This is a genomic window from Methylobacterium goesingense, assembly GCF_022179225.1.
Taxonomy (GTDB): domain Bacteria; phylum Pseudomonadota; class Alphaproteobacteria; order Rhizobiales; family Beijerinckiaceae; genus Methylobacterium; species Methylobacterium goesingense.
The window spans coordinates 17,829-37,414 of the sequence record NZ_BPQL01000015.1 but is presented as its reverse complement, the minus strand read 5'-3'; the positions used below and the strand labels follow the sequence as shown (position 1 = coordinate 37,414).

Below are 19,586 nucleotides of genomic sequence, written 5' to 3'. Positions count from 1 at the left end.
GATCCCGTAAGGGTCCGCAGCGTTGCGGACCCTTACGGGATCTCGCGTCCGCCCGGAACCCCCGGCCGGCCGGGCGCCCTGATCGGACAGGGGCCAAATCGCACGCCTCGGGCCGCCCGGCCTTTGCAGATCGGCTGCGCGCACCGTATCAGGGCCGGGCCTCGCCGCGCGGCCGCGTCCTCAAAGCCCGCTCAACCCCTGTCCCTTCGAAGTGCCGGAGTGCGGATTTCCGATGCGCGAACCGAACGCGGTCGATTTCTGGCGTGGGCTCGCCCTCGTCACGATCTTCGTGAACCACATCCCCGGCAACACCTTCGAGCGCTACACCTACTCGCAGTACGGCATCTCTGACGCGGCCGAGCTGTTCGTGTTCCTGGCCGGCTGGTCGATCGGCATCGCCACGCGCGAGCGCGACGGCAGGCCCGAGCCGCGCCTGCGGACGGTGCTGCGCCTCCTGTCCCGCACCATCGAGGTCTACCGCGCGCAGATCACCACGATGGCACTGGCGCTGGCCATGATCGCCGGCACCGCCCTGGTGCTCGACAATCCCCTGCTGCTCGAATGGCACAATGCCGGCGGCTTCTTCGCCGACCCGATCCAGACCATGGTGGGCTTCGTGCTGCTCACCCATCAGCTCGGCTTCTTCAACATCCTGCCCCTCTACGTGGTGCTGCTCGGGATCGCGCCGGTCTTCGTGCTGATCGGGCGCGTGAGCCGGGTCGCCGCCCTGGCCCTGTCCTTCGGGCTCTACGCGGCGAGCCTGGTCTTCGAGTGGAACCTGCCCTCCTGGCCGGGGGAGGGGGACTGGTTCTTCGATCCCTTCTGCTGGCAGCTTCTCCTCGTTATGGGCTTCACCGCGCAGGACTGGAGCCGGACCTCGCCCTGGCTGAAGCGCTCGGCCCCCCGCCTCGTTCCCGTGGGCGTGCTGATCGTCCTCACCGGCATCGTCCTGTCGGTGCTCGAATTGCGGCCCGACCCGCTCCTCGTGCCCGATCCGCGCCTCGTCTTCACCTTCGACAAGACCTACCTCTCGCCGGCCCGCGTGATCCACTTCCTCGGCGTGCTCCTCGCCTTCCAGACCCTCTACGCGGTCATCGCACCCCGCTTGGGCTGGGTCGCGACCTTCCTCGCCAGCCTCGGGCGCAACTCCCTGGCGGTCTTCTCCATCGGATCGTTGCTCAGTCTCGCCGCGCAGCTTGTGAGGTTCTGGACCGGTGGCGGTGTCGTCGTCGACGTTTTCGTCGTAGGGTTCGGCCTGTTCGCACTGGGTTTCACCGCATGGTTCGTCGAATGGCGCTCCCGAAAGCCGCGGCTCTCGTCGCCCTGAGCTTGAGTCTGGCCGGCATGGCGGGCGGCGGGGTGGTCTCGGCGCAGGCGCCGACGGCGCAACCGCAGCCCCCGGGTCCGGAGGATTTCATGCCCCGGCCTGCCCCGGCGGCGCCGGGTCCGGCGTCCCCCACCGTGGTTTCGCCGCCCAACGTCGCGTCGGCGGGCGCGAGCGTCGACGGGGAGGCGGTCGACGTCACCCTGTCGCCGGAATGCCGGGTTCCGGGCTCGAAGCTCTATACCCTGGCCCGCCTCGGCGCCGTGAAGGCCGCCCTCAAGGAGAAGCACCCGGTCCGGGTCCTGGCCATCGGCGCCTCCACCATGGGGCTCGGAGCCTCGGCCACCTATCCGGTGAAGCTGGAAACGGCGCTGGAGCGCTCGCTGCCCGACGTCGACGTGGTGGTGGAGAGCCGGGGCCTCCAGGGCGAGATCGCCTCCGGCGCCGGCGAGCGCCTGCGCAGCATGGTGGCGGAGCTGGAGCCCGACCTCGTGATCTGGCAGGTCGGCTCGCACGATGCCCTGGCGCGCGTCGACCTCGACGCCTTCGAGAGCGCCCTCGAAGAGACCGTGCAGTGGATCAAGGGCCACGCGATCGACGTCGTGCTGGTCAGCCCGGTCTACACCGCGAGCCTCGCCCGCGACGCCTACTACACCAGCCTCGTGGCCAAGGTGCAGGAGGTCGCCCGGCGCGAGGGCGTGCCCCTGGTGCAGCGCTACGAGGCCATGCGCTACCTCGCGCTGCGCAATGACAAGGGCGAGGGGCACCTCCTCGGCACCCAGTTCCGGCTGAACGACCTCGGCCTGCGCTGCATGGCCGAGCACGTCACCCGCGCCATCACCCTCTCGCTCCTCCAGCCCGACCCGGTCTCCACGGGCAGCGCCGGGCGGCCCGCCCTGACCCTGGCGCCGCCGAAGGACTCGCCCGGGGTGAAGGACTCGCCCGGGGTGAAGGACTCGCCCGGGCTGAAGGACTCGCCCGGGGTGAAGGACTCGGCTGGCGTCAGGGTCGCGCCGCCGCCCGTGGCGCCGGGGGACTGAACGGCCGCGAGGTCGAGGGGAGGTCCACCCAAAGCCTTAACCCCGCCGCTTAACCGGCCCGCAACGCCGGCCCGGCTATGGCCGATGCGGGGTAGGGGGGCATCGCGTTGGGTATCGCGACGGACAGGATCGGGGTCGGCGGCCGCTGGGGCGGTCTCGCCCGCCTGCGCGGCGGCGCCGCGGGAGCGGCCATCGACGTCTTCGCCATCCGCATCGCGGCCGCAGGCTTCGCCTACGTCGCGCAGGTGCTGATGGCGCGCCTGATGGGCGGCACCGAGTACGGCATCTTCGCCGCCATCTGGGTCTGGATCGCGATCCTCGGGCATTCGGCCACCCTCGGCCTCTCGCAGGGGGCCTGCCGCTTCCTGCCGGCGGACCAGGCGCGGGGCGATCTCGCAGCCGTGCGCGCCTACCTCGTCGGCGGGCTCGCCGTCACCCTGGCCTGCGCCGTCGCCGTCGCCGCCGGGGGGCTCGCGCTGGTCTGGGTCGAGGGCTCGCTGCTGGCCGGGCCCTACGCGGCTCCGCTCCTCGTGGCCGCCCTCGTGCTTCCGCTCTTCGCCCTGCAGGATTACTGCGAGGGCATCGCCCGCAGCCAGAATTGGGCGGTCCTCGCCATCGCGCCGCCCTACCTGCTGCGCCAGGGCCTGATCATGGCCGCCATGCTGGTCGCGGTCGGCCTCGGCGCTCCGGCGGAGGCGCGGATCGCCGTGCTGTGCACCCTCGTGGCCACCGGCATCGCCGTGGGCGTCCAGGCCGGCAGCCTGATGCTGCGGCTGCGCCGGAGCCTGCCCGCCGGTCCGCGCCGCTACGCCTGGCGGCGATGGTTCCGCGCTTGCCTGCCCATCGCCGCCGGAGATCTCGCCAGCGCCGGCTTCAACGTCATCGACGTGGTGGTGCTGAGCCTCCTGGCGCCGCCGGCCACGGTGGGACTCTACTTCGCCGCCACCCGGATCCAGCAATTCGTGGTCTTCGTGCATTTTGCCGCCACCGCCGCCACGGCCCAGCGCTTCACCGCCGCCCACGCGGCCGGGGACCGGGCCGGCCTCGCCGCCCTGGTGCGGATGCAGGCGCGCCTGGCTCTCGTCGCCACGATCCTCGTCGGCGCCGCGGTGCTGGCCGCCGCGCCCCTGCTCCTCGGGCTGTTCGGCCCGGAATTCCGGGCGAGCCTGCCGATCCTCGCCGTGCTGGTCGCCGGCAGCGTCGCGGCCGGCCTGTTCGGCCCGGGCGAAGACCTCCTCAACATGCTGGGGGGCGAACGGCTCGCGGCCCTCGTCACCGTGGGGATGCTGGCCCTGGCCGGGGGCCTCTGCCTCGTCCTCGTGCCGCTCTTCGGCGTCTTGGGCGCTGCGCTCGCCATGGCGTTCGCCACCACCTTGCGGGCCGGCGCCATGGCGCTGGCCGCCCGGGCCGTGCACGGATTGTCGACGCCGGTCTGGCCGGACCTGTCCGGACGGAGCACCCGATGATCGCCCCACGCGCCCGCGCCCCGGACTTTGCCGCCCCGGACTTTGCCGCGCCGGACTTGGCCGCCCCGGACTTTGCCGCGCCGGACTTGGCCCACGCCGTCACCACCCTCGGCGCCCTCGGAGCGGAGGCGCAGGCCTGGGACGACCTCACGGCGCGGGCCGGGGATGCCCATCCCTATTACGGCCGCCACGTGATGCAGGCGCATGTAGAAAGCGGCCTCGTGAGCCCCGATCTGCGGGTCCTCGTGGTGCGCGGCGGGCGCGGGCTGGAGGCGCTGCTGCCTTTCCGCCTGTCCTACGATATCTGCGGCCTCGGCCGGCCCCTGGCGCTGCCCTTCGTCTCGCCCTTCGTCACCGCGACGGCGCCTCTCGTCGTGGCGGGTCCGGAGCGGCCGGCCGTCCTCGCGGCCCTGGTGGCGGGCCTGCGGGCGGCTTCGGACGGGCGGCCCTGGCGCTGGCCGCTCCTCGCCGTCGAATCCCCCCTCGGCCGCGACGTTTGCGCCGCCCTCGACGCCGCCGGATGGGCGCGGGGCGAGGTCGGGCGCTTCGCGCGTCCCGTCCTCGATCGGCGTTCCGACCATGCCGCCTTCCTCGATGGACATCCCCATCGCAGCCGGCTGAAGGACCTGCGCCGCCGCCAGCGCCGCCTCGCCGAAGCGGGCGTCGTCACTTATGCCGCCGCCACGGATGGTGCGGCCCTCGCCGGGGCGGTCGAGGGCTTCCTGGCCCTCGAGGCGGCGGGCTGGAAGGGCGAGGCGGGCAGCGCTATGGCCTGCCGCCCCGCCCATGCGGCCTTCGCGCGCGCAGTGTTCGGACCGACGCCGGGACCGGTGCGGGTCCGGGCCGACACCCTGAGCCTCGACGGCCGGGCCCTGGCGATCAGCCTCGCCCTGGTCTCGGGCGGGACCGCCTACCTCCTGAAGACGGCCTACGACGAGGCGGCCCGGACCCTGGCGCCGGGATTGCTCCTGGAGGCCGAGATCGTCAGGGCGCTCCACGACGACGTGTTCGCGGGCCGCCTCGACTCGGCGACGATGGGCGATTCGCCCCTCGAGAGCCTCTACCGGGAGCGCGAGGCCGTGGCCGAGATCGTGGCTGTGCCGGGAGACGTGCGCCGTTTCGTCAGCCTCGAGCGACGCCTCCGCCTCGCCCGGCTGGAGGCGGAAGCCCGCAGCGAGGCCAAGCGCCTGTTGCGGCGCCGGCCGGGCGGTGGCGCCCGCGGTATCGGGCCCTGACGCGCCGGTCCGTCCGTGCTACTGCGCGGCCTCGGCACGCCAGACAGGACTTCAGCCCCATGCGCCGTCCGTTCTACGCCCTCACCGGAGCCTTGATCCTCGCCATGACCGCATCCGCATCCGCCGAGACCATCACCACGCCTTCGGGCCTGCAGTACCGCGACGAGGTCGTGGGTACCGGCCCCGAGCCGAAGGCCGGCCAGAAGGTCAGCGTCCACTACACCGGCTGGCTCGACGAGGGCGGCAAGCCGGGCAAGAAGTTCGATTCGTCGCGCGACCGCGGCACGCCCTTCACCTTCACCCTCGGCGCCGGCCAGGTCATCGCCGGGTGGGATACGGGCGTGGCCACGATGAAGGTCGGCGGCAAGCGCACCCTGATCATCCCGCCGGACCAGGGCTACGGCCCGCGCGGCGCCGGCGGCGTGATCCCGCCCAACGCCACGCTGATCTTCGACGTGGAACTGCTCGGCGCCCGCTGAGGCCCGCGCGCCGTGTTCCGGCCGGGTATTCCTTACCCGGCCGGGCTCGGATCCCCCGCCCGCGGCTCGCTCTCGGCGGTCGGTCGATACACGAGGCCGAGTTCGCCGGGGGAGGGGGCCGTGAAGGTAATGCCGGCGATCTCGAGGGCGGTGCGGATCGCGGCGCATGTCCGAGGCCGCAGGGCGCCGCCGCCGCTCTCTTCGAGGCGCTTGACGCTGGAATCCGAGACCCTGGCCGCCGCCGCAAGTTCCGGGATCGACCAGTTCAGCAGCGCCCGCGCCCCGCGCACCAGGGAGCCGGGCAGATCGTCGAGCCGGGCGCCGGCGGGCTGCGCCATCGCGGCGGCGGAACTCGTCAGGTCGAGGATGAGGCCGATCCACTCGCTCACGGTCCGGTCGGGATTGAGCAGGGGCACGGCGCGGCTGCTCACCCAGCGATAGGTCCCGTCCGCGCAGCGCAGGCGGTAATTGGCCTCGTAGGTGTCGCACCGTTCGATCGCCTGGGTCCAGGCGTGCATCGCACGCGGCTGATCCTCCGGATGGACCGCGTTGATCCAGCCGCCGCGGCGCCATTCCACCTCGGATTGGCCCGTCAGCTCGCACCAGGCGGGGCAGGACCAGTGGGTCCCGTCGCCGTTCGCGATCCAGACCACGGCGACGATGGCCTGGATGAGGCCCTGATAGCGCGCCCGGCTCCGGTCGATCACCTGGGCCGCCTCCCGGCGGCTCGTGATGTCGATGACGATCCCGTCCATGCGGGCCGGAACGCCGTTGCTTCCCAGCACGACGTCCGCCTTGATCTCGATCCAGCGTACGGTCCTGTCGGGCCGAACGATGCGCAACTCGCGCTGGATCGACAGGCCTGAACTCGGGGCCGCCAGGATTTCCTCGCGGATGCCGCAATCGGCCGGATGAACGAGATCCAGGACGTTGGTGGTGCCCGTACGGGTGAGTCCGGCGATGCGCAGCAGGCCGTCCGACATCGTCATGGAGAGGTCGTGCAGGTCGATCGACCAGACTCCGATCTGTGCCTGATCCTCGATCAGGCGCAGCATGTGGCTCGCGGATGTCGACGAGCGGGAATGAAAGATTCGATCCAAAAAGTGATGCTCTGGCGGGCTTGGGTTTTCGAATGGCACGGTTTCTTTATCTCCGCGCCGATCGTGAGAGCCCTCGACCAGCCCACCGGTTCGGCTCGGGTTCGGATTCACGCTCCCGGAACCGTGATATAACAGAACAGGCTGTCAGGTAAAATTCATTTCCTTGGGCGGACTTAATTTTTATCAATACAATTTGTACGAAGTAACCTTGTCACTTATCCGAGCTTTGTCGTGCTGGCAGATAGATTAGCTTTCGCCTGAAGCGCATGGTGTCAAGCCTGTGAATCGAAGCCGTACGACTACGCAGATGCAATCATCAAAACCTTCAATCTGTGGTTTTGTCCGAGTCTCGTGAAACGTTGCGCACGGAAAGCACAAGGATTTAATCGAAACGGAGCCCGGACATAGCCAGGAAGACTGCGCATGGATGCGGTGCCGACTGCTTCGTAGTCCCCGATGGCTCTTACCAAGGCCACATCTACCTCGTCGTGACCCAGTGAGCCTGCATTGAGCGGGTTCGAAGACACGCCGCCCGACGCGCGCGGCGGCGAAATCTGCCGCGCCGCCGGGGGGGCCTGTCCGGTCAAGCTTCAGTTGGGAAACTGGCGCAGTACTTCTCAATCGCAGGTCCACTTCAAAAATTCGTGATCGGGGTGCGATCGATTGGCAGGCGTGCCTGCGATTGTTTGAAGAGCCGTCCTGCTGGCGCATGCATGTCGGTGTTCCGTCGACCTCCGGGGCGCAGGGATCGCATTCCACGCGTCCGCTGGCCCGGCTCGCTCAGCGCTGGCGGACCGGACGGGATATGGCATCACCGGACTGATTCGCCGCCGCGCGACGATCGTGCGGAATCCGCGCCGCGGACACGTTTGGCCCGCCCCGCGGTTCCGTCCGGGGCGCGAGGGGGCCGAAAAGCCTGACACACGCGGCGGGTCGTCGCCGTCAAGGGTCGATCCGTCGCGGGATCGATGGAAACCCGGGAGCACCGGTGCTCAAGTGCGGCCGGGCGGAGGGGTCCGCGTCCGCTTCGGCGGAGACGGCCTGTCACAGCCCGCTCGGGATGATCGCTCATGCCGGGTCGACCGCAGCGAGGACAGCATCGCATGGCACTGGAACGGAACGCCGCTCTCTCCAGCCCCGAGGCGCAGGGTGCCCGCAAGGATCTGCTGGGGGCCGCTGCCGATCGGGTCGAGGCCATGGGCGGCCCAGGCGGCTTCGTCGCCGATCTGTACGGGCGCGTTCCCCCCGAGGATCTGGCGCCCTACACCCCGCAGGCCCTGGCGGACCTCGCTCTGGCGGCCCGCGCGCACCTCGCCGAGCCCCGGCCGGCGGCCACCGCCTCCGGCATCGCCGTGAGCGACCGCACCGTCGAACGCGAGGGGCGGCCGCGCGACCTCACCATCGTCGAGATCGTCAACGACAACCGGCCCTTCCTCCTCGATTCCTGCCTGGCCGAGCTGACCGAGCAGGGGCTGACCCCGCACCTCGTCGCCCACCCCATCCTGGGTGTGGAGCGGGACGCCGCGGGAAGCCTCGTGCGCGTCGTGGGCGAGACCACCGCCGACACCAACGCGGCGCTGGCCCGCGAGAGCTTCATCCACATCCACCTCGACCGCCTCGATGCGGAGGCGGCCCGCACCCGGCTGATCGACGGCCTGACGGGGGTCTTCCGGGACGTGGCGCTCGCCACCGACGATCACGACGCGATGGCCGCCCGCCTCGCCCGGCTCGCGTCGGGCTACGCCAGCGCCCCGCCGCCCCTGCCCGAGGGCGAGGTCGCGGAGGCACGGGCCTTCCTCGACTGGCTCGGCGCGGGGCACTTCACCCTGCTGGGCCTGCGCGAGCACGGGCTCGCGGACGCACCCGCCGAGCCCACGCTGGTGGAGGGCTCTGGCCTCGGCCTGCTGCGCGATCCCGGCGCGGCGGTGCTGCGGCGCGGCGGCGCCCTGGTCGACATCACGCCCGAGATCCGCGCATTCCTGGACGGGCCTCAGGCGCTCATCATCACCAAGGCCAGCGTGCGGTCGCGGGTCCACCGCTCTGCCTATCTCGACTATATCGCCTGCAAGCTGTTCTCCCCTGAAGGGACGCTCAGTGGCGAGGTCGTCATCGTCGGGTTGTTCACGGCCAGCGCCTACACCCTGCCGACCCGCGAGATCCCGTATCTCCGCGAGAAGGTCGCGCGGGTGGCGGCGCGGGCCGGCCTCGACCCGACCAGCCATGCCGGGCGGGGCCTCCTCAACGTGCTGGAGACCTACCCACGCGACGACCTGTTCCAGATCGACGGCGACCGGCTCTACCGCTTCAGCCTGGCCATCGCGCACCTCGCCGACCGGCCGCGCCTGCGCGTGCTCCAGCGGCCCGACCGCTTCGGCCGCTTCGTCTCGCTCCTCGTCTACGTGCCGAAGGAGCGCTACGATTCCGGCGTCCGGGCGCGGATCGGTGCCTATCTCGCCGCCGAGTATGGCGGGCGCGTCTCCGCCGCCTATCCGTACTTCCCGGAAGGACCGCTCGCCCGCACGCACTTCATCATCGGCCTCCCCGAGGCCGGCGCCCCCGAGCGCGACCCCGCCGCTCTCGAATCGGGTATCGCCGCCCTGGTGCGGACTTGGGGCGACGACCTGCGCCTCGCGCTCGCCGAGACCCTGGACGGCTCCCAGGCCCGGGCGCTCGCCGCCCGCTACGGCGAGGCCTTCTCGGCGGCCTATCGCGAGGGCTTCACCCCCCGCGTGGCCCTCGCCGACATCGCCACTCTGGAGCGCCTGAGCCCCGCGCGCCCCCGCGCCGCCGATATCGGCCGGCGCGCCACCGATCTCGAATCGCAGATCCGCCTCAAGGTGTTTTCGCGGGGGGCCTCGCTCTCCCTGTCGGAGCGGGTGCCGGTGCTGGAGAACCTCGGCTTCCGCGTCGTCAACGAGCGGACCTACCGCATCTTGCCCGCCGGCTCCGACGAGGGCGCCCGGGTCTGGCTGCACGACATGCTGTTGGAGCGCGCCACGGGGGCCGGCATCGACCTCGCCCGCCTGGAACGCCCGCTCGAGGATGCGCTGCTGGCCCTGAGCGGCGGCCTCGCGGAATCGGACGGGTTCAACCGCCTGGTCCTGGAGGCCGAGATGACCTGGCGCGAGGCCGCGATCCTGCGGGCCTTCGGCCGCTACCTGCGCCAACTCCGGATCCGCTACGGCCAGGATTACCTCGCCGCGACGCTCGCCGCCCATCCGGGCCTCGCCCGCGCCCTCGTGGCCCTGTTCCAGGCCCGCTTCGACCCCGCCATTGAGCATGAGCGTGCGGCGCGCGAGGCCGAGATCCGCGCCGGCATCGAGAGCGACCTTGCCGCCGTCACCAGCCTCGACGAGGACCGCATCCTGCGCCGCTTCGTCAACCTGATCGAGGCGGTCGTCCGCACGAACGCCTACCAGCGCGCGGATGGCGGCGGCGACCGCGAGACCATCGCGTTCAAGTTCGCCTGCGCCAAGGTCGCCGGCATGCCGCTGCCGCGCCCGTTCTTCGAGATCTTCGTGTACTCGCCGCGAGTGGAGGGCGTGCACCTGCGCTTCGGCTATGTGGCGCGGGGCGGCCTGCGCTGGTCCGACCGTCCGGAGGATTTCCGCACCGAGGTGCTCGGTCTCGTAAAGGCCCAGCAGGTGAAGAACGCCGTCATCGTCCCCGTCGGCGCCAAGGGCGGCTTCTTTCCCAAACGCCTGCCGCCGGCCTCGGACCGGCAGGCCTGGATGGAGGAGGGCACCGAGAGCTACCGGATCTTCATCCGCACCCTCCTCGAACTGACCGACAACATCGTGGACGACGCGATCGTCCCCCCGGCCGACACCGTGCGGCATGACCCCGACGACGCCTACCTGGTGGTGGCCGCCGACAAGGGCACCGCCACCTTCTCCGACATCGCCAACGCCCTCTCGGCCGAGCGCGGCCACTGGCTCGGCGACGCCTTCGCCTCTGGCGGCAGCCAGGGCTACGACCACAAGGGCATGGGCATCACGGCGCGCGGCGCCTGGGAGGCGGTCAAGCGCCACTTCCAGGAGATGGACATCGACACCCAGAGCGACCCGATCACGGTGGCGGGCGTGGGCGACATGTCGGGCGACGTCTTCGGCAACGGCATGTTGCTCTCGAGAACCCTGCGCCTCGTGGCCGCCTTCGACCACCGCGACATCTTCCTCGATCCCGCCCCCGACGCGGCCGCGAGCTTCGCCGAGCGCCAACGCCTGTTCGACCTCGGCCGCTCCTCCTGGCGGGACTACGATCCGGCCCTGATCTCGCCCGGCGGCGGCGTCTTCGCCCGCAGCCTGAAGACCATTCCGCTCTCGCCCGAGATCCAGGCCGTGCTCGGCGTCGAGCAGGCACAGGCGACCCCGGCCGAACTGATGCAGGCGATCCTCAAGGCGCCCGTGGATCTGCTCTGGTTCGGCGGCATCGGCACCTACATCCGGGCCACCTCCGAATCCGACGACGAGGCGGGCGACCGGGCCAACGACGCCGTGCGCATCACGGGTGCCATGCTGCGCGCCCGGGTCATCGGCGAGGGCGCCAATCTCGGGGCGACCCAGCGCGGGCGCATCGAGGCGGCCCGCAACGGGGTTCGGCTGAACAGCGACGCCATCGACAACTCGGCCGGCGTGAACACCTCGGATGTCGAGGTGAACATCAAGATCGCCCTGATGGGCCCGGAGCGCGACGGCCGCCTCGACGGGCCGGCCCGCAACGCGCTCCTCGTGGCGATGACCGACGAGGTCGCCGCCCTGGTCCTGCGCAACAACCAGCTTCAGACCCTCGCCCTGTCGCTCGCCCAGCATCGCGGCCTGCCCGAGACCGGATTCGCCATGCGCACGATGCAGGCGCTGGAGGCGGAGGGGCGCCTCGACCGGGTGGTGGAACTCCTACCCGACGACGCGGCAATCACCGAGCGGATGCGACGGGGCGAGGGCCTGACGCGGCCCGAATTCGCGGTCGTCCTGGCCTATGCCAAGCTCTCGCTCTACGACGCGCTGCTGGCGAGCGCGGTCCCCAACGATCCCTATTTCGACCGGGAGCTGCAGCGCTATTTCCCGGCGGCCCTGCGCCAGCAATTTCCCGACGCTGTGAAGGGCCACCGCCTACGCCGTGAGATCATCAGCACCGCGCTCTCCAACATCATCGTCAACCGGGGCGGCCCCTCCCTGGTCACCCGCCTCGTCGACGAGACCGGCGTGGATGCCGCCACCATCGCCAAGGCCTACGCCATCACCCGGGACGCCTACGGGCTGATGGAGCTGAACCAGGCCATCGACGGTCTCGCCGGGGTTGTCGGCGGTCAGGCGCAGATCGCCCTCTACGCCGAGGTCCAGGACCTGCTGATCGGCCGCATCGTCTGGTTCATCCGCAACCTCGATCTGTCGGGGACCATCGCGCCCATCGTCGCGCGCTACCGCGAGGGCATCGCGGCCCTCCAGGGCGTGCTGCCCGCCGTGATGGGCGAAGAGGCGAGCGCGACACTGTCCGCACGGGAGGCCGAGCTGACGGCTCTGGGCATGGCGCCCGCGCAGGCCGCCCGCCTCGCCGCCCTCTCGGCCCTGACCTCGGCGCCCGACATCGTGCGCGTCGCCGAGACCGGGGGCGGTACGATTCCCGATATCGCCGCGACCCACTTCGCCCTCGACCGGGACTTCCACCTCTCCGATCTCGCCGCCGCCGCCCGGGCGGTCGCGACGGGCGACACCTTCGACCGCATCGCCCTGGAGCGGGCGGTCTCCGATATCGCCACCGCGCACCGCCACCTAACGGCGGAGATCATCGGTGCGGTGGGGGCCGGCTCCGAGGCGGTGGCGGCCTGGAGCCGCAGCCGCGGCGCCGCCCTCGACCATGCCCGCGCCACCCTCGAATCCGTCACCGCCTCCGGGCTGACGGTGTCCAAGGCGACCGTGGCGGCGAGCCTGCTCGTGGATCTGGCACGGCCGCGCGGTGTGTCGGCCCCCCGCTGAGGGCGGCCGTCAGCGGGCCAGCACGCGGGCGGCGTCCTTGGTGGTCTCGACGGCCTGCGCCACGCTGCCGATCGAGCGGGTGATCGTCCCGAGGCTCTGGGAGATCGCCGCCACCGCGCCCGCCGCGTGCTGCATGTTGCCCGACATGTCCTGCGTAACCACGCTCTGCTCCTCCACCGCGGCGGCCGTGCTCGTCACGTAGTCCCGCATCTGCGCGACGGAGCCCTGGATGGTGTCCAGGGCCTCCACCACCTGTCGCGAGACGCCCTGGACGTTGTCGATCTCACCCGTGATCTGCTCGGTGGCGCGGGCCGCCTGGTTGGCGAGGCTCTTCACCTCCTGCGCCACCACGGCGAAGCCGCGCCCCGCCTCGCCCGCCCGCGCCGATTCGATCGTGGCGTTGAGGGCCAGAAGATTGATCTGGCCCGCGATGTTCTGGATGAGTCCGACGATGCCGCTCATCGCGACCGCCGCCTCGCTCAAGGTCCGGGTGAATCGCGAAGCCGCCTCGACCTGCCCCTGCGCGGCGTCGGTGGCCGCGCGCGAGAGCGCCATGCTTTGCGCGATCTCCGCGACGGAGGCCGCCAATTCCTCGGAGGCGGCCGCCATGGTCTGCACATTGTGCGCCGTGCTGCCGGCGGCCTCGCTGGCGGTGCGGGCCTGCGCGTCGGAGTGGAGCAGGGCACCGTCGATCTCGCCGAAGTTCCGGGCGATCAGTCGGCGCAGATCGTTCAGGAGCGTCACCTGCGCGGTGATGTCGGTGGCGAACTTCACCACCTTGTAGGGGCGCCCGCCCGCATCCAGGATGGGGTTGTAGGACGCCTCGATCCAGATCTCGCGGCCGCCCTTGGCGAGGCGCCGGTACTGCGCCGCCTGGTAGCTGCCCGCCCGCAGCTTGGCCCAGAAGGCCGCGTAGTCCGGGCTCTCGCGCTCCGCCGGGTCCACGAACATGCGGTGGTGCTGGCCCACGATCTCGGAGCGCGCGTAGCCCATCGCCTTCAGGAAGTTCGCGTTGGCGTCGAGCACGATACCGTCGAGGTCGAACGCGATCACGGCTTGCGCCTTGTCGAGGGCGGCGATCTGACCCTGGAGGTCGGCCTCGGCCGCTTTCCGGCGGGTGATGTCGGTGGCGAACTTCACCACCTTGTAGGGCTTGCCGCTGCGGTCGAGGAGGGGATTGTAGGACGCCTCGATCCAGATCTCGCGGCCGCCTTTTGCGAGGCGTCGGTACTGCGCCGCCTGGTAGGACCCCTGGCGCAGCCCGGCCCAGAAGGCCGCGTAATCGGGGCTGTCGCGCTCGGCAGGCTCGACGAAGAGGCTGTGGTGCAGCCCCTTTATTTCGGGAAGCGTGTAGCCAATGACCGCCAGGAAGTTCGCGTTGGCGGTGATCACCGTGCCGTCGAGATCGAACTCGATGATCCCTTGCGATTTGTCCAGGGCGGCGAGCTTGGCTTGCGTTTCGGCGATAACCTTGTTGCGTAAACCCAGCATTGAACGCCCCATGGACGGAGCCCCGTGAGGCTCGTTCTGCCAAAATTCGAGCGACTGTCAGCGCTGTGCGGTCGCCTCGCAGAATGAAGTATTCCCCGAATGGTTAAAAATTCTCGATTTAGGTGGAGAATTTATGTCCTTACCCGTATCAAGAGGCGAGTTTTTTCTTGGATTGGTTTTTCTAGTTGTGACGAATCCTTTCCGTGCCTACTTTACATCTGATTTGGTTGCATAACTCGCCTGAAGTCGGTCGAGGCTCCGGCCTGCTGGCCGTGCGTTCGACTCCGCGCATCGGCCGGACAGGTTCGGCCGGTGCGGTCGGGGCCACCCGATTTCGGGTGACGCGATATTGTCATTGGTCGGTGCGAGGCGTGTTGGAACTCGCGGGCGGTTGGTGTATGAGCCTGCCCCAAGTGCAGTTTCTGCGCCGATTCGAGGCCGTCTGACGGACGTCCCGCCCGGGTGAAATCCTGGGTCCGGGACGTTTTGCAGTTCGCGTCGCGGGGCTCCGTCGGGGGACTCGGGCGAGGGGACTCGGGGGTGGCGCCGCCCAACAAACCTACGACTCAGAGGATTGAAACCGTTGCAGGTACTCGTTCGCGACAACAACGTCGACCAAGCCCTCCGCGTGCTGAAGAAGAAGATGCAGCGCGAGGGCATCTTCCGCGAGATGAAGCAGCGCAAGGCTTACGAGAAGCCCTCCGTCCGCAAGGCACGTGAGAAGGCCGAGGCCGTGCGCCGCGCCCGCAAGCAGGCCCGCAAGACCGCGATCCGCGAGGGCCTGATCGCCGCGCCGAAGCCGAAGCCCCGTTTCGGCGCCGGTGCGCCGCGTCGTCCGGGCGGTTCGCCCTTCGCCCCGTCGGCTCCGTCCGTGCCGCCCGCCGCCGGCCCCGCCAGCGCCTGAGGCCCGGGTCCGGGGAGGCCGCGCGCCTCTCCGGTGGCCGGAATGCACGATGGGACAGCCCGGTCGCCTTGCGGCCGGGCTTTTCTGCTTTGGAATCGGCTCTCGGTGCCCTGTGCGGGGCGACGTCACGGTCAGGCGTGAGGGCGCGGTCGGCCCAGCGAGGCGCGGGCCGAGGCCTGTCCTCCGCCTCCCAAGCCTGCCTATCCGTTCGATGGATCTCGGGCAGACCTGGGGAGGCGCCTTGGATCAGGCTGCGCGTGCCGCCATCGTCGCGTGCTCGGCCTGGACCAGCACGTCGAGGGCGCGCCAGGGCTTCTGCATGTAGACGACCTGGGCCGGTAGGCCGTCGACCCCGTGCGCGTCGCCGCCGGAGGTGAGGACCACCCTGACGTCGGGCCAGCGGCGCTCGACCGCCGTGGCCAGCGCGATGCCGTCCATCCCCGCGCCGAGGCGCACATCCGCGAAGAGCAGGGCGACGTGGTTGCCCGCGCGCTCGAGCACCGAGATCGCCGCCTCCGCGCTGTCGCAGGCGATCACGTCGAGATCGGTCTCCTCGAGGACGGCGGTAGCGAGGTTGCGGACCTCGGCATCGTCTTCGACCACGAGAGCGATCGGACAATCGGTGTGGGAACGATCCATGAAGTCTCCTTTGCGGACGGGATTTTACGAATGGGGTTCTTGCGCGTGGGGCTTTACAGGCGAGGCGGACCGGCCTCGCGCGCCGGCGCAGGTCGGGGTGGCAATGGATGGCCGGGTTGGGATGGCCGGGATGCGTCCCGCGATCCGCGCTGATTCTTTCTCGGTGATGCTGCGCCGCCACGGTGCGGCCGGCAAGAGTCGGAATTGATGTTCCGGCTATGCGGTTCCCGCATCGGCGCGCCCCATTCCCGCCGGGGTCCTGTGTTCAGTCGCCGGGGCTCGTGCGGACCTGCTCCACAGGGTCCGTCCTTCGAGGCTTTCCAACGCGGTGCGCCTCTTGCATGGCTTGGCCGGTCGGAGGTCGAGCCGGGGCGTCACGTTAACGATCCGTTCACCGTGATGACCTGAACCTGACCGGCGCCGATGTCGGAAAAGGTGCGCGGAGCGGGCGTCGCCGTCGGCGGCCAAGCGCGATCGGGGCGTCGTTGGGACCAGGGGGTGTTTGCCAGTCATGTGCCGCTTTCTCGCCTATTCCGGTGAGCCGGTCTTCCTGACCGACCTCGTCTGCGCACCGACGCACTCGCTGGTCCACCAGTCGCTCCACGCGGCCGAGGCGAAGACGGAAACCAACGGCGATGGCTTCGGCATCGGCTGGTACGGCGAGCGGGTCGATCCGGGCCTGTACCGCGATGTCTGCCCGGCTTGGTCGGACGAGAACCTCGTCAACCTCTGCCAGCAGGTCCGGGCGCGAATGTTCTTCGGTCATGTGCGGGCCTCCACGGGCACCGCCACCACCCGGGCGAACTGCCACCCCTTCGCCCATGGCCGGCACCTGTTCATGCACAACGGCCAGATCGGCGGCTATCACCGCATCAAGCGGCGCCTCGAGGCGCTGATCCCCGATGCCCTCTACGACGTCCGGCGGGGGACCACCGATTCCGAGGCGATCTTCCTCCTGGCGCTGGCCAACGGCCTCGCGGAGGACCCGGTCGGCGCCATGGCGCGGACGCTCGCCACCGTGCGCGACCTGATGCGGGCGGCCGAGGCCACCGAGCCCCTGCGCTTCACCGCCGTCGTCACCGACGGCGAGACTCTGACGGCCTATCGCTGGGCCTGCGACGGCTCGCCCCCGAGCCTGTATTACCGCGAGACCGAGACCGGCCTCGTCGTGGTCTCCGAGCCGATCGACGGCTGCCGCGACGGCTGGAAGGTCGTGCCCAAGGGCGGCACCCTCCAGGCCCGCCGTGGCGGGCCAGTGGTCGTCAGCGGCCCCGAGGCGGTGGCCGAGCGCATCGCCGCCTGAGCGGACGACCCAGCCATCCCGCCACGAGGGTTGCGGGCCGCGCGCGAAGGGCGGACAACCCGGCTCAAATGCTTTGCGGGAGCCGCCGATGACGTATCCGAACGTGACGCTGCACATCGCCGGGGCCTGGACCGACGGGTCCGGCTCGGAGACCTTGCCGGTGCTCAACCCGGCCACCGGCGAGACCCTCGGCACCCTGGCGGTGGCGACCCGGGCCGATCTCGACCGGGCCCTCGCGGCGGCCGAGCGAGGCTTCGCCGCCTGGCGCACGGTCTCGGCCTACGAGCGCTCCAAGGTGCTGCGCCGGGCCGCCGACCTCCTGCGCGCGCGGGTGGAGGACATCGCGCGCCTCATGACCCTGGAGCAGGGCAAGCCGCTCGCGGAGGCGCGGGTGGAGATCCTGGCCGGGGCCGACGTCACCGACTGGTTCGCGGAGGAAGGCCGGCGCGCCTATGGCCGGATCATCCCGGCCCGCGCCGATGGCGTCGTCCAGATGGTGCTGCGCGAGCCGATCGGCCCCGTGGCGGCGTTCACGCCCTGGAACTTCCCCATCAACCAGGCGGTGCGCAAGGTGGCGGCGGCCCTCTGCGCCGGCTGCTCGGTGATCCTGAAGGGACCCGAGGACACCCCGGCAAGCTGCGCGGCGATGATCCGCGCCTTCCTCGATGCCGGCGTGCCCGGCGACGTGCTCTCCCTGGTGTTCGGCGATCCGGCCGCGATCTCGGGCTACCTCATCCCGCACCCCGTCATCGCCAAGATGTCGTTCACGGGCTCGACCCCGGTGGGCAAGGAACTCGCGGCGCTCGCGGGGCGGCACATGAAGCGGGCGACGATGGAGCTCGGCGGCCACGCCCCCGCGATCGTGTTCGAGGATGCGGACGTGGACACCGCCGTCGCGGTGCTCGGCGCCAACAAGTTCCGCAATGCCGGCCAGGTCTGCGTCGCCCCGACCCGGATGCTGGTGCACGAGGCCGTCTACGACCGTTTTCGCGATGGCTTCGTGGCCTTCGCCGAGGGGCGAAAGGTCGGCGACGGGCTCGACCCTGAAACCACCATGGGCCCGCTCATCCATGCCCGCCGGCTGGAGGCGATGGAGACCCTCTGCGCCGATGCCGTGGCGCAGGGGGCCGAACTGCGCACCGGCGGCAAGCGCATCGGCAATCGCGGCAACTTCTTCGAGCCGACCGTGCTCTGCGACGTGCCCGTCACCGCCCGGATCATGAACGAGGAGCCTTTCGGCCCGGTGGCGCTGATCCAGCGCTTCTCCGACGACGAGGCCGCCTATGCCGAGGCCAACCGGCTTCCCTACGGTCTGGCCGCCTACGCCTATACCCGCTCGGCCGCCCGGGCCGTCGCGGTCGCCGCCCGGGTTCAGAGCGGGATGGTCGGGATCAACCACCACGGTCTCGCCTTCCCGGAGACGCCCTTCGGCGGCGTCAAGGAATCCGGCTACGGCAGCGAGGGCGGCTCGGAGGCGCTGGAAGCGTACCTGACCACGAAGTTCGTCAGCCAGGCGAGCGTCGGAGGCTAGGGGGCGGAGTCGCGGGCCTCCCTCTCCCGCAGAAGGGAGAGGGAGACGTGGTGGGCTGCATGGAGCAGGCCCCAAATGACACGCGGCCCGCTCAATAATGCGGCGGCGGCGGTTCCGGGGCGCCCGAGGCCGGGCGGTGGGAGGCCTGCTCCACCTCCTCGACGAGCTTGGCCATCTGGCGGGTCAGGGCGTCGATCTGGCGCCACTGGGCCGTGATCGTGGCGTTGAGGTCGTCGATCACCACGTCCTGCTCGGTGAGCCGCATCTCCAGGGCGTCGATGCGGGCGGAGAGATCGGTCATCGCGGTACCTCGGGCATCGGGGGCTCGGACATCAGGGCCTCCGGCGGGTGGTCCGGCCGCTCCACCAGGGCGGGGCCCAGCGCGATGCGGCCGTCGAAGACGAAGCAGTCGCCGGCCCAGCGGTTCTCGGCCTCCGGCACCGTCTCCAGATAGCGAAGGATGCCGCCCTCGAGGTGGCGCACGTCGGCAAAGCCCCGGGCGCGCATGTAGGCGCCCGCCTTCTCGCAGCGGATGCCGCCGGTGCAGAACATCGCCACGGTGGCGTGCGCCGCCGGATCGAGGCCGTCGGCGTAGGCGCGAAACGCACTGAACCGGGTGATCCCCGGATCGACCGCGCCGGGAAAGCTGCCGAGCGCCACCTCGAAGGCGTTGCGGGTGTCGATCAGGAGGAGGCCCGGCGTGTCGAGGAGCGCGTTCCAGGCCTCCGGCGGCACGGGGGTGCCGGCCGCGGTCGCGTCGGTGGCGCCGTCGTCGAAGGTGACGATCTCGCGCTTCACCCGGACCTTGAGGTGCCGGAAGGGCGGCGCCTCGGCCTGCGAGAGCTTGCAGTCGAGCCCGGCCAGGCGCCCGCCGAAGAGCGGGCCGATGCGGAGCGCGGCCAGGAAGGCGTCCATCGCGGCGGGCGTGCCTGCCACCGTGCCGTTGAGGCCCTCCCGCGCCAGCAGAAGGGTGCCGGTGAGGCCGAGTTCCGCGCAGAGCGCCTCCAGGGGGGCTCGCAGGGCCTCCGCGTCGGGCAGGGCGACGAACGTGTACAGGGCGGCGACGGTCAGGGGCATCGAGGACGCGGATCGCGGGGGG

Annotated in this window: 14 protein-coding genes; 9 read left to right on the top strand and 5 right to left on the bottom strand. The window is 70.8% G+C overall.

The features are described 5' to 3' along the window. The first annotated feature begins 232 nt into the window (after positions 1 to 232). The 5 genes from MFF30_RS02940 (at position 233) to MFF30_RS02920 (ending at position 5,544) form a co-directional block, all read left to right on the top strand. Positions 233 to 1,327 (top strand): OpgC family protein, encoded by a 1,095-nt coding sequence (locus MFF30_RS02940; protein WP_238276337.1) that lies wholly within the window; start codon positions 233 to 235, stop codon positions 1,325 to 1,327. An 89-nt stretch (positions 1,328 to 1,416) separates the two neighbouring features. Further along, positions 1,417 to 2,364 carry an SGNH/GDSL hydrolase family protein gene (locus tag MFF30_RS02935; RefSeq protein ID WP_373320835.1) on the top strand — a complete coding sequence of 316 codons (948 nt, stop codon included), beginning with the start codon at positions 1,417 to 1,419 and terminating at the stop codon, positions 2,362 to 2,364. A gap of 107 nt (positions 2,365 to 2,471) precedes the next feature. Further along, positions 2,472 to 3,830, top strand: a complete 1,359-nt coding sequence (locus MFF30_RS02930) for a lipopolysaccharide biosynthesis protein (protein WP_373320834.1) — start codon at positions 2,472 to 2,474, stop codon at positions 3,828 to 3,830. Further along, the gene (locus MFF30_RS02925) at positions 3,827 to 5,065 is read left to right on the top strand and encodes a GNAT family N-acetyltransferase (protein WP_238276334.1); all 1,239 of its coding nucleotides are present in this window, start codon (positions 3,827 to 3,829) and stop codon (positions 5,063 to 5,065) included. The genes MFF30_RS02930 and MFF30_RS02925 overlap by 4 nt, the downstream gene beginning before the upstream one ends. Positions 5,066 to 5,124: 59 nt before the next feature. Beyond that, positions 5,125 to 5,544: an FKBP-type peptidyl-prolyl cis-trans isomerase gene (locus MFF30_RS02920; protein ID WP_238276332.1), complete on the top strand. Its 420-nt coding sequence runs from the start codon at positions 5,125 to 5,127 to the stop codon at positions 5,542 to 5,544. 32 nt (positions 5,545 to 5,576) lie between these two features. Here the strand turns inward: MFF30_RS02920 and MFF30_RS02915 are convergent, their stop codons facing one another. Then, positions 5,577 to 6,599, bottom strand: coding sequence for a PAS domain-containing protein (locus tag MFF30_RS02915; protein ID WP_238276330.1), 1,023 nt, complete (start codon positions 6,597 to 6,599; stop codon positions 5,577 to 5,579). 1,148 nt (positions 6,600 to 7,747) lie between these two features. Here MFF30_RS02915 and MFF30_RS02910 point away from each other — a divergent pair. Continuing rightward, the gene (locus MFF30_RS02910; RefSeq protein WP_238276328.1) at positions 7,748 to 12,619 is read left to right on the top strand and encodes an NAD-glutamate dehydrogenase; all 4,872 of its coding nucleotides are present in this window, start codon (positions 7,748 to 7,750) and stop codon (positions 12,617 to 12,619) included. A 9-nt stretch (positions 12,620 to 12,628) separates the two neighbouring features. Here the strand turns inward: MFF30_RS02910 and MFF30_RS02905 are convergent, their stop codons facing one another. Beyond that, a complete protein-coding gene (locus MFF30_RS02905; RefSeq protein WP_238276326.1) occupies positions 12,629 to 14,110 on the bottom strand; it encodes a methyl-accepting chemotaxis protein in 1,482 nt (493 codons plus the stop codon). Between the two features lie 583 nt (positions 14,111 to 14,693). On the opposite strand from MFF30_RS02905, the gene rpsU reads away from it, so the two are divergent. Next, positions 14,694 to 15,014, top strand: coding sequence for a 30S ribosomal protein S21 (gene rpsU / locus MFF30_RS02900; protein WP_238276323.1), 321 nt, complete (start codon positions 14,694 to 14,696; stop codon positions 15,012 to 15,014). Positions 15,015 to 15,260: 246 nt separating this feature from the next. Here rpsU and MFF30_RS02895 read toward each other — a convergent pair whose 3' ends face one another. Beyond that, the gene (locus MFF30_RS02895) at positions 15,261 to 15,653 is read right to left on the bottom strand and encodes a response regulator (protein WP_238276321.1); all 393 of its coding nucleotides are present in this window, start codon (positions 15,651 to 15,653) and stop codon (positions 15,261 to 15,263) included. A 511-nt stretch (positions 15,654 to 16,164) separates the two neighbouring features. Between MFF30_RS02895 and MFF30_RS02890 the strand changes: the two genes are divergently transcribed. Next, positions 16,165 to 16,956 carry a class II glutamine amidotransferase gene (locus tag MFF30_RS02890; protein WP_238276319.1) on the top strand — a complete coding sequence of 264 codons (792 nt, stop codon included), beginning with the start codon at positions 16,165 to 16,167 and terminating at the stop codon, positions 16,954 to 16,956. 88 nt (positions 16,957 to 17,044) lie between these two features. Beyond that, a complete protein-coding gene (locus MFF30_RS02885; protein WP_238276317.1) occupies positions 17,045 to 18,487 on the top strand; it encodes an NAD-dependent succinate-semialdehyde dehydrogenase in 1,443 nt (480 codons plus the stop codon). 91 nt (positions 18,488 to 18,578) lie between these two features. On the opposite strand, the gene MFF30_RS02880 is transcribed toward MFF30_RS02885, so the two are convergent. Then, a complete protein-coding gene (locus MFF30_RS02880) occupies positions 18,579 to 18,788 on the bottom strand; it encodes a SlyX family protein (RefSeq protein ID WP_056277927.1) in 210 nt (69 codons plus the stop codon). Then, positions 18,785 to 19,564, bottom strand: coding sequence for an oxygen-dependent tRNA uridine(34) hydroxylase TrhO (gene trhO, locus MFF30_RS02875; RefSeq protein ID WP_238276315.1), 780 nt, complete (start codon positions 19,562 to 19,564; stop codon positions 18,785 to 18,787). Before trhO ends, MFF30_RS02880 begins: the two co-directional genes overlap by 4 nt. Positions 19,565 to 19,586 lie beyond the last annotated feature (22 nt).